This window comes from Epilithonimonas caeni DSM 17710 (genome assembly GCF_000426465.1).
Lineage (GTDB): Bacteria > Bacteroidota > Bacteroidia > Flavobacteriales > Weeksellaceae > Epilithonimonas > Epilithonimonas caeni.
Genome location: NZ_AUFK01000001.1, coordinates 1 through 14334 on the forward strand (window position 1 = coordinate 1; position 14334 = coordinate 14334).

Here is a 14334-nt window from a genome sequence, read left to right on the forward strand (position 1 = left end):
TGTTAAAAGTGTCCTCAAGTGTCCTCTGGCTCAATCTATCGTTGTCAAAGACGCAGAATAAAAGCAGATAGAACATTTTCCTCCCATGGAGCACTTTACTATAGTGGTCAACATTGGTGGTCGCTGATAGATGGCTTAAAAGCGCCTCGGGAATGAAATCCAGAACCTGACTAAGGGAAACTTTGTGGTCATTGAATACTGACATAAATGTTTGATTATCAGTATAAATATACAAAATTTAAACGACAAAAACAAGTTAATTATTTGATTATCAGGTAATTGTAAAATTATTTTTTGCGCATATAAAAACAAAAAAGTCGGAAGAAAATCTTCCGACCATGACTACTCTAAGAGCTGCTTTTTTTTATTTCTTATTATAAGATATACGCCAGACAACGCCACTCACATCATCGGCAACAAGCAAAGAACCATCAGCGATCTGAAGCACCCCGACTGGTCGCCCATACACATCTCCCTTAGCTTCATCTGCTATAAATCCCGTTAAAAATGGCTGGTAAGGCCCAGTCGCTTTACCATTTTTGAAAGGTACGTAAGCGACCTGATAACCTACTAACGAAGAACGATTCCAAGAGCCATGCTGTCCAATGAATGCTCCGTTTTTATATGACTCCGGAAATTGATTTCCCGTATAAAATGTCAATCCCAACGAAGCTGTATGACTTCCAAGTGGAACATCGGGAACGATCGTCCTTGCTACCAGATCAGGCTTCTCCCCTTTTCTTCTGGGATCCTCATTTTTACCGAAATAAGCATAAGGCCAACCATAGAATGCATCCTGCTTTACGCTGGTCAGATAATCCGGAACCAGTTCATCCCCAAGTTCATCCCGTTCGTTCACAACAGTCCACAATTGTCCTGTAACAGGATTCCAGCTCATACCTACTGGATTTCTCAAACCTGCTGCAAAAATCTTTTCTCCACTTCCGTCCAGATTTATTTCCAGGATATTGGCTCGTCGAACTTCATTTTCCATTCCATTTTCTCCAACGTTGCTCCCTGACCCTACAGAGATATAAATTTTTGACTGGTCTTTATTGGTAATTAAATTCCTTGTCCAGTGGTTATTGTAACCTCCAGCCGGGAGACTGACGATCTTTTTTCCTGGTTCTGTTATTTTTGTTTCTCCGACCTTGTAAGGGTAAACATATAATCCATCGGTATTGGCAACATAAAACTTGTCTTTTATGATGAGCATTCCATAAGGCTGGTTCAGATTGGATAAAAATACGGATGAAGATTCCGGGATGCCGTCTTTGTCTGCATCACGATAAAGGATAATTCTGTTGGCGGACCTGCCTCCGACCTCAGCATCACTCTTTCCACTTATATCATTTATGATCTTATCCTTAGCAGAACGCTCAGAATTGGAAAGAACTACAAATATATCTCCATTCTCTGCCTGGATCATATTCCGAGGGCTCTTAATTCCATCGGCAAATCTAGTGACAGTAAAGCCTTCCGGTGCAACTGGAGTTTTGTCTTTTGGCCATCCAATGACATTGCTGAACTTATTTTTAGCACCTTTCTCATCTGGTGCCGGCAATTTCAATGTATCGGTCTGGGTGATTGCTTCTGCATTTTCCTGCCGATCCGTTTTATTGTCATTCTGCTTGCAGCTGAAAAATAACAGCGCCGTAATTGGTAAGAGATAATTTTTCATAAGTTTTATTTATAAAGGATTTGATGTAAACTTAGAATTTACAAAAACTATTCCTTAGAAATAAATCTATATTACGAATCCTTAATAAACTTGTCCTCAATTTAAAAATTCATCTGTACACCCAAGATAAAATTCCTTTTGGCCGAAGGATTATAATAACGTTGTCCAAATGCATTGATATCAAATCCTAAAACATAGTCTGTATTATAAATATTTTGGATTTGTAAGAATAGATCCAGTTTTGTTTTATCCATTGCCAAAGGAAATCGGAGTTGGATATTCCCAATCAAATTTGATTCCGAATAAACAGAATTTGCATCATCTAAAGGCATTCCTGAAGTATAAAAATGAGAATAATCTACTGAAAGTTTTTTGAAAAAAGTAAAATCCAACAAACTGTTTATTGTGGTTCTTGGAACTCCGGTTAAATCATTTCCTGAAAAATTATTTTCATTTTGCTGATAATTTTTAAATTTAAAATCATAGAAACTTCCTGAAAATCTGAATTTGAAATTGCTGAAAAAATCATTTTTGAGGTTGAAGTTTTTAGATTCAAATAAAATCTCAAGGCCTTTCTGTACCGTTTCTCCAGCATTGACAAAGTACTCCTGCCCTGCATCGTTTTGACGTCTGACTATCGCATCCTTCATACGAAAATCAAAATAAGACGCTTCAACAAAAAGGATATTACGCCATTGTTTTCTAATACCTACTTCTTTATTCCAACCGGACTCCGGGTTCAATGCATTATTAAATTCTTGATCGGAAGCACGGATCTCTTCGTTAGTGGGCGCCGAATTTCCTTTACCCAATTTGGCACGAACAGAAAATCCATCTCCAAATAAATAATTTACACCAAAATTAGGAAGCCATTGGTTTTTAAAGCTTACTGACCCTTTTTCATTTATTGGATAGTATCTCGAATAATCAAACGAATTTGAATTAAGACTAATAGAAATATCCGTAAACAATTGTTCTGCAATATTTAAACTTTGCGATAAAAAATAAAACCCTGACGTATTTTTAATCTGATCAAAGTTTTGAGGATCACCTTTAATTCCTCTGTTGTTATCATAATTTCTGATATCAATATCATTAACACCTCCTTCAAAACCCAAGCGATAAGATAATGACACTTTATCCCATATTTTTTTATAATTAAAATGAGTTCTCAGAGCAAAATTGCCCTCATAGCGATTTTCATAGTTGGTAATGAATGGATTCTTAAAGTCGACATAAGACCCCTGAACCATTATGAAATGTGAAAAATCTGGAGTGAAGTCAAAATCATTGGATAGTCCAGCCAATACCATTTTATTACGAATACCAGCATCCTGCTCTTTAGCTCCAGGTGTCGTTGCCGTAGCTGGTCTTGCCTGCTTAGGGTTTTGTTGCATCTGCCCCAATGTCAGCCCGCCCGGCGTTTGATAATCCAAATCGGAGTACATCAACATTGCTTTTGCAATACCCTGATCAGAATACCGGAAGTTATCTTTGATAAAAATCTGCCTTCTCTTCATCCGAGACTGCTCACGGTATGAGTCTGTCTGATAATGATTTTGGAATACTTCAAAAAAATGTTTCCCAAAAGTTTTTGAAAAGTTAAGGCTCCCGCTGAATGTTCCATAACTTCCTATCGAAAGATCAGCTTTTATCTCATCCTGATTTCTCGTTTTTAAAATCACCGTACCACCAGTAACTGAACCATAATCACCACTTTCCGGACCTTTGAATAATTCTATCCTATCAATTAATAGTGGTGAAATGACATTAAAATAAGTATTCCCCGAAGCATCAGAGAGTATAAAATCGTCTAAATAAACTTTGACATTCCTGACCCCAAATGGCGAGCGCAATGTGCTTCCCCTAAGCGATAGCCTGTAACTTCCCGGTGAGCGCTCTTCCATTCTTACTCCTGCTATCTGATTCAAAGATTCCAATAATCTTTCTGGTGAATTTTGCAGAAGTAAATCTTTTGAAACAATGCCCACTGATTTCGTAGAAGAAATAAAATCACTTGGTTTTTTATATGCATCAATATGGACTTCGGAAATCAGGTTGGTGGAGTCTTTTTGTTGAGAGAAAGCCCAGCCACAAATAATAATAGAAATGAAGGGATACAATTTTGCCATTTTTTAACAATACAAAAACTGTACTTTTTTGTTAGCTTTTCTTATTTAATTTCTAGAACATATTGAGTTATATATAAAAGCTTTATTTTTTTAGACTCTATAATGGGTAGATATTAAGAACAATCACAAAAGAATACCACACAAATTAAGGCAATCGGCAATCAATAAATTTTGACGGGAGAATATCGATTCCACTAAGCCGAAGCTATAAGAGAATTCGAAGAACTTTACAAAGAATACTTTTGTCAAAACCATTTTCTATATAATTTCATCATTTATTGCTACTTTGTATTGCATAGTATTAATAAATAAATATATCTTTGCATAAAATCACACCATTATGCAAAGACTATTTTTATTATGTTTTATTGTTTTGTTTTCAGTAAGATCCAATGCCCAGGAGCTGAATCGAAAAATTGACAGTCTCATCCGATCTGAATTCAAGGAGACCAATGGACCGGGCGGTGTTTTCCTTATCGCAAAAAAAGGTAAACCTATTTATGAAAAAGCTTTCGGAATGGGCAATCTTGAATTGGATTCAAAACTGAATACAGGCAGTGTATTTCAAATCGGTTCTATGACCAAACAGTTCACGGCAATTGTCATTCTGATGTTGGAAGAACAAGGAAAATTAAAAGTAGATGATCCCGTTTCCAAATATATCCCTTCTTATCCCAACGGTGATAAGATCACTATTCATCATCTTTTGACCCATACTTCCGGTATAAGGGATTTTACAAAAATGAAAACCTTGCAGGACATTGCTCAAAAAGAAATGACACCGCAACAGATGGTCGATTTCTTTAAAAATGAGCCTGCAGATTTTGCTCCGGGAGAAAAATTCGAATATAACAATTCAGGATATGTAATCCTAGGTTATATCATTGAGCTGGCATCTGGAGAAAAATACGAAGACCTTATCAAGAAGAACATATTTGACAAAGCCGGAATGGCGAATTCTTATTATGCCAGTGATAGAAAGATCATCAAGAACAGGGCATTTGGTTACCACAAAAAAAGTTCGGGCTACGTTAATAAAACGATCATCAGTTTCAGTGTTCCTTTTTCTTCAGGTTCATTGATGTCAACTTTGGACGATATGCTCAAATGGCAGAATGCCTTAAATCAAAACCTATTATTAAGTCCGAAAGAAAAGGCTAAAGCTTTTACCAAGTACAAGCTTAATAACGGTCAGGAAATAGAATATGGCTATGGATGGCACCTGAAAAACATCAACGGAACTCCGACCCGTGAGCACGGCGGCAGTATTTTCGGATTCAAATCTATGGCGGTTTATATCCCGAGTGAGGATATTTATGTATTGGGATTCAGCAATTGTGACTGCAACTCTCCTACCCAACTTGTAAAGGATATGAGTAAAATGGTTCTTGAAGACCTTAAAACTAAATAAATCCATCTTACATTATTCAAATTTTAAAATGGTTCTCATCTTAATCGCACAAAATCCAAAAACATATCTATTATGAAAAATCTTAAGACAAATTATTCATTTATCTGTTTTCTTTTCATCATATTTTGTATCCAAAATATGGTGGCACAAACTAAAGTCAATATCAAAAATGATAAAAAGAACTCGATTGACAGCCTTATCGAAAAGAAAATGGACCAGACAGGAATCGTTGGGATCGGAGCTGCCATTATCATAGACAAAAAACTGGCTTGGAAAAAAGGATACGGCTTTGCAGACAGAGAAAACAAAATTCCTTTTTCACCTAGAACCATTATGAATATTGCCTCCGTAAGCAAAACTTTCACGGGATTCTGCATTATGAAGGCAGTAGAGGAAGGAAAGGTCGATCTGGATGAAGACATCAACCATTATTTGCCTTTCAAAATTATCAATCCTAATTTTCCGGATGAAAAAATTACCTTGAGACATTTGGCCACCCATACTTCCGGCTTGGCAGATCGTTATCCTTTTTATACGGATAGTACTTATTTTTATAACGGTCAGAGGCCTGAACCTCTCGGTGATTTTTTAAAAAACTATTTTGTAAAAGGCAGTAAACATTATGATAAGAATAATTTTCTAAATTCCAGACCAGGCACAAATCGCGACTACTCCAATATAGGAGCAGGTCTTGCAGGCTATATCATTGAGCTGAGAACCGGTAAAAAACTCGATGAGTACAGTAAAAAGTATATTTTCAAGCCTTTGAAGATGAAAAATTCAGGTTGGAATCTATCTGAGATCAACTTAAAAAAACACTCCAAAGCTTATCAAAAGGAAGACGGTAAAATAAAGTCAATACCACTTTATGAAGGCATAACTTATCCAGATGGCGGCGTGCGGACTTCTGTAGATGAACTTTCAAGATTTTTCATCACCCTGCTGGATGATGGAAAATACAATAACACAAGATTATTGAAAAAAGAACTGGCAAAAGAGATGGTCCGCTTTCAGTTCACGGAATCCAATAAGCCTGAAAATGTCAAACCGGATAAGCTTAATTCAGGAATTTTCTGGGCAACAAAAATGGGCGGCAAAAGGATTGGGCATAATGGTTCTGATGCAGGCGTAAGGACATTCATGCTTTCCGATTTAAACAAAGAAATAGCCGTCATTGTATTTTTCAATACTTCATTAAGTGAAGCCGATGAAAATAAATTCTTCGAGGTCTATGAGGATCTTTACAACTATGCTTCAGAACTAAAGATCAAAAAATAGCACATACAGACCGGAAAATCGAGAGGTATTATCATATATATTTAGGATGAATATTTAATAATAGCTGCAAGTTCAATATCAATCTTTAAATGGATATTCATCATATACCCTGTTGATGAGCTCATCAGAATGAATATTTCTTGAAAAAATAGGATAATGAAAACGATCCAGTTTGTTGAGAATACGGATCAGATCCATTTTTTCCTTATGGTCAAGATCTCCCGAAACAATATTGGTAGCCTGGCGAATTTTATCCATTTGTTTTTCCAAGGCCGACAATCCTCTTTCAGAAATACGTATCAATTTACTACGTTTATCCAAATCTGAATTTGTCTGTTCAATAAATCCCTGTCGTAAGAGCCTAGCAATGATAAGCATACCGACAGGTTTATCATGGATATTCCTTTTGATAAGTGCCATTTTGCTCATTTCACCAAAAGCCTTTAGATTGATCAGATAAATAAAATCTTCCTGAGTGGAAAATTCAGAATCCGAGATCGCAGACTTTGAATACGTTTTTGCATATCGGTTCAGATGGACTAGTAAAGTACTTATAGCGCTTTCCGGAGATCTTCCATTCTCTTTGCCTTCCCAATAAGGATCTTCATCAGCAATTTCATGTTCTTTTCTATACTGCTTACACACCCAGGACCTAAAATCGTCAATAGTTGATGGATAGTGCCCCTGAACTGTTTTGTTATCCGACTCAAATTTTTCAAGAAGCGTCAGACAATCTTTGATAAGTGAGAAATTCATTTTATTCAAATAGTATACAAATATACCTAATTCACCGAGAATTTAAATTTTGCCGACAAATAAATAATCCGATAATCATCTATCGTCTGTTTTAGTTATTATTTTAAAAAAATAAATATTCAATAGAAACTGGGTATAACCATAAACAGCATCTTCAACAGGAATAGTGATCATCCGAATCCCTAAAATTTCCTCAGGATCATAATTAACGACCGGCGATGGAATTACTGAACCTGTAAGAATCCCATTTACCGCAAAAAAACCCGGCATCAAAACCAGATAGGCAAAACTTGCCTTTCCTATCCATTCTTTTTTAGCAATAAAATGCAGATAACAAAGTATGAACACAGTGACAGCGACCGTAAGCAGAGTATATATCTTGTTATAATAAAGAAGTCCTATGACACTGAGGATAATAACAGATGTAAATACAATAAGATTATTAAAAGCAGCAGCCCAGTCCAGATCAAAAAATCTCTCCAGACAATAATAAGTAAATACACAGGCAAAAGGAATGCAATAAAAAAACATAAATTCTTCAATGGGAAGTCCCGCTACTTTAAAACCTAAAGTATAATCAAGGTCAAACCACCATACCCCGATTCCTGTGAACCAAATATCCCATATAATAAAAGGAATGGCCACGATGGTAGAGGAAATCAAAAATTTTCCAAAAAGCTTGTTGAACTGTATCCTGCTGTCAAAAGAAGCCAAAAAACAGATAATGACAGTAAAAAAATTTATCAGTATGTAAGTATAGGCCATCACTTTTTATTGAAATACATTTTGAAATATTTAACCGGCACCCACAAAAAACCAAAACACTCCCCTTCTTCCTTCCCCAGATGTTTATGATGCTGTTTATGCGCACGTCTTATAGCAAGAAAATAGGGATTTTTTGTTTTGCTAAATATCTTTGCCCTCTGATGGATAAAAATATCATGTACAAAGAAATATGCCATTCCGTAAAGACTGATACCCAGCCCGATAAAAAACCAATAACTGAAATCCTGTTTTACCCCAAAATATAATAATGCGATAGCAGGGCTCGCAAAAATGAAGAAAAACAGATCGTTCCGCTCAAGTTTACCGTCATTGCTATGATCATGATGGTCCCGATGCAGAACCCACAGGAAACCATGCATAATATACCGGTGAATCAGCCATGTAACTGCTTCCATAGAAATAAAAACGCACAAAACAATCAGAAGGTTCATCTTAATTAGGTTTTCTGTTAAAAAGATCGTCCAAAACCCTGTATCGAAAATCAAAGATACTTTTCAGTTTATTTTTTACAAACAGCTGATGAGCAATATTTCCTAAAATCCCGAAAGGAAGCTCATAATCTACAGTATCTTTTATAAGCACACCTTTATCATTTGGAATGAATTCATGAAAATGGTTCCAATACTTATATGGGCCTTTTTTTTGAAAGTCGGTAAAACTTTTATATTCTTCCACTTGTGTGATAATGGTTTTCCAGCCCATTGGAATTCCCAATATAGGAGAAACAGTATAATCTATTTCCATTCCTTCAAAAATAGGTTTATCCTCAACATCTGACAGAACCACAAAATTCATATCAGAAGGAGTTATCCTGGATAGATTATGAGGGGATGAAAAGAACTTCCATGCCGATTCAATACTGCAATCCAGTTGTTGTTCTCTATATAATTTGTACATCATTTACTTTTAATTTTAATTTCTATAACAGCCGATCATTATAGATAGGCCGACTTATATCTAATATAGCTTTTAAAGGCAACTAATAATTTCTGTGAATTGGCAATCCTGATCCTTTGCTGCAAAATATGATGGGAACTTGTTCTCTTTATTTTTTCAAACAATGACAGATAATATCTGTAGGCCAGATAAACGCCAAACAAGGAAGAACCCGGCAACCTCTTGATTCCCTTTAATGCTTCTCCAAACTCTTCTTCGATCTCTTTTTCGATACTAGCCTTTATCGAATTGTCAAAGACCGACATATTCAGACCCGGGAAATACGTTCTACCTAATATCTGGTAATCATCTTTCAGGTCCCGTAAAAAATTAACTTTCTGAAAGGCGGAACCGAGTTTCATCGCAAAAGGCTTGAGTTCCTCAAACTGCTGTTTGTTTCCCCCGGTGAATATATACAGACACATAAGACCTACAACTTCTGCCGAACCATAGATGTATTCGTCATAAAGAGCTGAACTATACTCTATCTTCCGGAGGTCCATTTCCATACTGTGCAAAAACTGATCGATAAGCTGGACATCAATTTTATATTGACGAATGGTTTCCTGAAAAGAATGTAAAATGGGGTTGAGAGATATTCCGTCTTCAAGTGCATCATAGGTCTCTGCCCTTAATCTTTTCAAAAGTTTTTCCTTGTTGTAACCATGAAAACTGTCAACGATCTCATCTGCCAGACGAACGTATCCATAAATGGCATAGATCGCAGGTCTTATGGAAGGCTTCAAAGCCATTATTCCCAATGAAAAACTTGTGCTGTATTTCTGGGTCGTGTACTTACTGATCTCGTAAGACAATTCATCAAACAATTTTTTCATATTATTTTATTTTTAGTTTACTAACTTCAGTTGCTACAATCTTTCCTGAAATAATTGACGGTGGCACCCCCGGGCCAGGAACGGTTAACTGTCCTGTATAAAAAAGGTTCCTAATCTTTTTATTTCTTATTTTAGGTTTTAAAACTGCTGTTTGTGATAATATATTCGCTAATCCGTAAGCATTTCCCTCATAGGCATTGTAATCTGAAACAAAATCACTTACACAGTAGCTTTTTTTATATTCTATCCTGGAAATAAGATCATTCTCTCCTGTATGGCTCTCAATTCTCTTAAGCATTTCTTTCAGATACTTTTCCCTTACAGATTCTTCATCGTTTATTCCAGACGCAAGAGGAAGCAGCAAAAACAGATTTTCACAATTTTCCGGAGCAACACCAGAATCTGTTTTTGAAGGACAGCAAGAATAAAAGAGGGGTTGATCCGGCCATCTCTTATCTCTGTAAATACTATCTATATGATCATCCAGGTTATTTTCAAAAAATAAGGTATGGTGTTTTAAATGTTGGATCTTTCCCTTGATTCCCAAATAATAAATTAAACATGAAGGAGCAAAGGTCTTGGACTTCCAATAAGCATTGTCATAATTTCTTAGAGATTCAGGTATTAATGTTTCCGTATGGTGGTAATCTGAGGAAGCGATAACAACATCAAACTCATGATCTTTACCATCTACTCTTATTGAAGTGATCTTTCCGTTTTCTGTATTTAGTTTCTGGACATCATGATTGAAATGGAAGGTTACACCCTGCTTCTCCGCAACTTCCTTCATTGCTAAAACAAGCTGGTAAAACCCTCCCAACGGATATTTTGTACCCAGAACATATCCTCCATAATTCATTAGACTGTAAAGGGCGGGAATATTCTGTGGAGAAGCCCCCAGGAAGATCACAGGAAACTCCATCAGCGATCTTAGTTTCGAATCTGAAAAATAGCCGGAAACATATTTTCGGAAATTGCTCAGAAGATCTAATTTCAAGGCACCTGCTGCTATTTTCGGGGAAGCAAATTCCAGCCAGTTGTGGCAGGGTTTTGTCACAAAATCCTTCATTCCTACCTCATATTTGAATTTTGCAGACTGCATAAATTTATCATACTTCTTGGCAGATCCGGGTTCTATTTTTTCGAATAACTCACGGATGGCCTCATTTTTCTCGGGAACCGAAACCTTCTCTTCTGAAAAGACCATCTCAAACTGAGGGTCCAATGAAACCAACTCATAGAAATCAGAAACGTTGCAATCAAAATCACGAAAAAAACTTTCGATAATATCAGGCATCCAATACCAGCTAGGCCCCATATCAAAAATGTAACCTTCCGGTGTCCTAAATTGCCTTGCTCGTCCTCCAGGTTGATCGTGCCTTTCAAATACATGCACCTCATTTCCTGACTGTGCAGAATATGCAGCTGCAGAAAGTCCGGAAAATCCAGATCCTATCACAGCAATTCTTTTTCTTAATTTTCCATTACCCATTTTTGACCTATTTAATAGTTTTCACAGTATTTTCAAACTTACTTGGCCAAGCTTTTCATAGGCCTTATCCAGAAGATCCGTCGCATCAAGATTCATTCTATAAACCGAATAATGAAACTCATCCAATCTGGAAAGGATGCCTATTAGAAGCATTTGTTCAGCATGAGTAAGGTCGGCTGTCACCACTTTGGAAGCTTTACGGATCTCATCCATATGTACATCAAGAATATCAAGGCCTTTTTTGGTTATCTGGACAAGTTTTATTCTTTTATCTTTATCAGAAGTAGTCTGTTCAACCCAGCCATTCTTTATTAATCGATCGATCACAAGCATACCTGCTGGTTTTTCATGCACATTATGTCTTATCAGATCCATCTTTGACATCGCTCCCAATGAATTCAGGCCAATGAGATAGATAAAATCATCCTGGCTGCTAAACAATGAATTAATAACAATGGACCTTGAATATGATTTCGCATATCGTACTATTCTCACAAGCAATGTATTGATAACACTTTCAGAACTTCTTCCGGATTCCTTGCCTATCCAAGTATGATCTTCTGACTCAGAATTATCACTGAAGCAAGTATTCATCCATTTTGTAAACCCATGAATATCATTGCTGTATAAAGCTTTATCTTCATTTTGTTCCATAAATTGCCGAACAAGTTCCACAACTGCTTTTATAAGATCAAAATTCATTCTAGATTATTTAGATTACAAATATACTAAATAAATATAATAAAGAACATAAATAAACCAAATAAAGACTTTATATTGTCTTATAATTTTATAAAAACATTATGTAATGATTTTGGTCCTGCTTTCATAAGAAAATGAACATTTAATAGAATTTAGAAAGTTATTTAGACCTAGGGAATTTAACAAAGGTTGATTGGCTTTTGGAATTAGGCTAGGTGATTAAAGGTGCTTGCCCGGAGCTCTTTTGTACAGATCTGAGCCGGAGCTTTTACAATTACCATCACTTTAACTCATAGTATATTAGGAAATTGGTATATGGATATTTCAGGGAAAAATTACCTTATTAAAAGAAAAAAGACTGTAATTTAAAACTACAGTCTTTTTATCTGATAATTAATCTTTATGCGACAGAAACCCCGAAGAGATGCCCGATCAAAGCCGTAACGCCCATCGCCACAGTTCCCCAAAAGCAAATTCTCAATACGGCAATTCCCATTTTTGAGCCACCTGTTTTTGCTGAGATCGCTCCCAGAATCATTAAGAACATAATTGAAAAACCATACTGGAAATATACCATTTGCTTGATGGGAGCTAAAAGTGAAACTGCCAAAGGAAGCAATGCACCTAAACCAAAAGATGCAAATGAGGCCATCGCCGCCAGCAAAGGTTTTGCCTGCGTAATTTCATTAATTCCCAACTCATCGTGAGCATGGGCCATCAAAGCATCGTGTGCCGTGAGTTCAGTGGCAACTTGCAAAGCCGTTTCCTTGCTCACACCCCTCCTTTCATAGATTTTTGCCAACTCCTGCAATTCTATTTCAGGCATTTCTTCAAGTTCGCGTTTTTCTCTGGCCAGATCTGCTTTTTCCGTGTCTCCCTGAGAACTCACAGAAACATATTCGCCTGCAGCCATTGACATTGCGCCGGCAATCATTCCGGCCAAAGCAGCGAGAACTATAGCATTTCGTTCCGGCGAAGCAGCTGCAACACCAATAACGATACTAGTGGTGGACAACAAGCCGTCATTCGCTCCCAAAACCGCTGCACGAAGCCATCCTACTCTATTGACGTAATGTTTTTCTAATTGATGATGCATATTTTTTCATTTAAAAAATGACTTGTCAAATAATATTCAACAAGTCAGCTATTTATTTGAATCTTAAATTTAATGAAATAATATCAGAAGTCATCCCGACCGATTTCGTATAATGACCATACCTGATTTCAAGCATATTCAACCTTTCAACACCAAATAGGCCATTTTTAGGATTAAATCTAATTCCGGCTCCGTAAAAATTACTGTTGAATTTAGACAGATCATAATTACTGGTGTAATAATCATCGAAAGCAGTGTGTTGCTGAAACGGGGCAAAATATTTTGCTGCACTTTGTGAATAATATCTGTAAAAAGGCGTCACAGAAACAAATGGTGAAATTTTCACAGGCGTTTCCAGACTGATTGTATTAGATTTCAAACCCCAATCATCCGTGTAATATCGGTAATATGCCCTTACAATAAACTTATCGCCTAAAAAATAATTCGCTCTCACCCCTATCGGAAGTTTAAACCTTTTATCTGGTAGGGTTTCCTGATGAACGGAGCTATCGTTAAAATAAACCCTGTGAAAAGGCAAACTTAAATAACCTGTTTGCTGAACAGCATCTGTGAGAAATTCCACTTGAAAGTTCTGATTGATAATTTGAGAATATGCTAAAGACAAAGCATAGGTATTTCTTCCGCTAGTTCCTCCGTTTGTTGCAGTTCGCAATTCGATGGGAGCGATCAATTTCACCTGATCAAAATAGGCTTGGAATTTTGCGGTAAACTCTCCCATTCTATCAGGTGTCTTTTTCGCAAAACCAATATTGGCGCTGTAAGATTGATAATCATACTCTGAAGAAGCAGAAACCCCAGCCATAATTGTCGTTCCTTTGCTTTCGTTTTCACGACTCCAGCTCAATGCAGGATAGATCCTGGTATCAGCGTGAGAAGCGGAGGAATTGGCCTTCAGATCAATCATATCCGAAGAAGCGGAAGTATAATGATCGATCCCGACACTGAAGCCAAACTTGTTTTTTCTGTCTTTCTTATCATATTTTACCAAAGTGATATCAATTGCATTCGAGATATCATTCAGCTTTTCCGAGCCGGTCCCTCCTGTTACGGCCGAGTTATTTCCATCCTGCTTATAATAGCTTGAAACCAGATTGGCTTCATCCAGCGTTAGTTTTTTAGGTTGTTCTTTGCTTGTATTTTCCTGCGCTTTTGCATTGAAAATTCCTAAAAGGGCAATGACACTTACTATAATTTTTTTCATGTTTTA

At 36.6% G+C, this 14334-nt stretch carries 13 protein-coding genes and 1 pseudogene; 2 read left to right on the plus strand and 12 right to left on the minus strand.

What is annotated here, in order from left to right; genetic code table 11:
* The 3 genes and pseudogenes from K319_RS19460 to K319_RS0100015 all read right to left on the minus strand — a co-directional run.
* Positions 1-205 (minus strand): annotated as a pseudogene (locus tag K319_RS19460) (DUF4372 domain-containing protein); the annotation flags it as partial.
* A gap of 159 nt (positions 206-364) precedes the next feature.
* Positions 365-1681, minus strand: a complete 1317-nt coding sequence (locus K319_RS0100010; RefSeq protein ID WP_034671092.1) for a PQQ-dependent sugar dehydrogenase — start codon at positions 1679-1681, stop codon at positions 365-367.
* 101 nt (positions 1682-1782) lie between these two features.
* Positions 1783-3813, minus strand: a complete 2031-nt coding sequence (locus K319_RS0100015) for a TonB-dependent receptor (RefSeq protein WP_027381763.1) — start codon at positions 3811-3813, stop codon at positions 1783-1785.
* A gap of 340 nt (positions 3814-4153) precedes the next feature.
* Here K319_RS0100015 and K319_RS0100020 point away from each other — a divergent pair, with 340 nt between their 5' ends.
* Positions 4154-5224: a serine hydrolase domain-containing protein gene (locus K319_RS0100020; RefSeq protein WP_051230299.1), complete on the plus strand. Its 1071-nt coding sequence runs from the start codon at positions 4154-4156 to the stop codon at positions 5222-5224.
* A 138-nt stretch (positions 5225-5362) separates the two neighbouring features.
* On the plus strand, positions 5363-6502 hold the full coding sequence (locus K319_RS19465; RefSeq protein WP_084403361.1) for a serine hydrolase domain-containing protein: 1140 nt from the start codon (positions 5363-5365) through the stop codon (positions 6500-6502).
* Between the two features lie 78 nt (positions 6503-6580).
* On the opposite strand, the gene K319_RS0100030 is transcribed toward K319_RS19465, so the two are convergent.
* The 9 genes from K319_RS0100030 to K319_RS0100070 form a co-directional block, all read right to left on the minus strand.
* The gene (locus K319_RS0100030) at positions 6581-7258 is read right to left on the minus strand and encodes a MarR family winged helix-turn-helix transcriptional regulator (protein ID WP_027381765.1); all 678 of its coding nucleotides are present in this window, start codon (positions 7256-7258) and stop codon (positions 6581-6583) included.
* 75 nt (positions 7259-7333) lie between these two features.
* Positions 7334-8023 carry a lycopene cyclase domain-containing protein gene (locus K319_RS0100035; protein ID WP_235696064.1) on the minus strand — a complete coding sequence of 230 codons (690 nt, stop codon included), beginning with the start codon at positions 8021-8023 and terminating at the stop codon, positions 7334-7336.
* Complete coding sequence (locus K319_RS0100040) at positions 8023-8475, minus strand: sterol desaturase family protein (RefSeq protein ID WP_027381767.1); 453 nt, start codon at positions 8473-8475, stop codon at positions 8023-8025. Before K319_RS0100040 ends, K319_RS0100035 begins: the two co-directional genes overlap by 1 nt.
* A 1-nt stretch (position 8476) precedes the next feature.
* Positions 8477-8944, minus strand: a complete 468-nt coding sequence (locus K319_RS0100045; RefSeq protein WP_027381768.1) for an SRPBCC family protein — start codon at positions 8942-8944, stop codon at positions 8477-8479.
* A 35-nt stretch (positions 8945-8979) separates the two neighbouring features.
* Positions 8980-9816: a phytoene/squalene synthase family protein gene (locus K319_RS0100050; RefSeq protein ID WP_027381769.1), complete on the minus strand. Its 837-nt coding sequence runs from the start codon at positions 9814-9816 to the stop codon at positions 8980-8982.
* 1 nt (position 9817) lies between these two features.
* Complete coding sequence (locus K319_RS0100055) at positions 9818-11308, minus strand: phytoene desaturase family protein (RefSeq protein WP_027381770.1); 1491 nt, start codon at positions 11306-11308, stop codon at positions 9818-9820.
* Between the two features lie 21 nt (positions 11309-11329).
* Complete coding sequence (locus tag K319_RS0100060; protein WP_027381771.1) at positions 11330-12010, minus strand: MarR family winged helix-turn-helix transcriptional regulator; 681 nt, start codon at positions 12008-12010, stop codon at positions 11330-11332.
* Positions 12011-12410: 400 nt separating this feature from the next.
* Complete coding sequence (locus tag K319_RS0100065; RefSeq protein WP_027381772.1) at positions 12411-13106, minus strand: VIT1/CCC1 transporter family protein; 696 nt, start codon at positions 13104-13106, stop codon at positions 12411-12413.
* 52 nt (positions 13107-13158) lie between these two features.
* The gene (locus K319_RS0100070) at positions 13159-14328 is read right to left on the minus strand and encodes a DUF3570 domain-containing protein (RefSeq protein WP_027381773.1); all 1170 of its coding nucleotides are present in this window, start codon (positions 14326-14328) and stop codon (positions 13159-13161) included.
* Positions 14329-14334 lie beyond the last annotated feature (6 nt).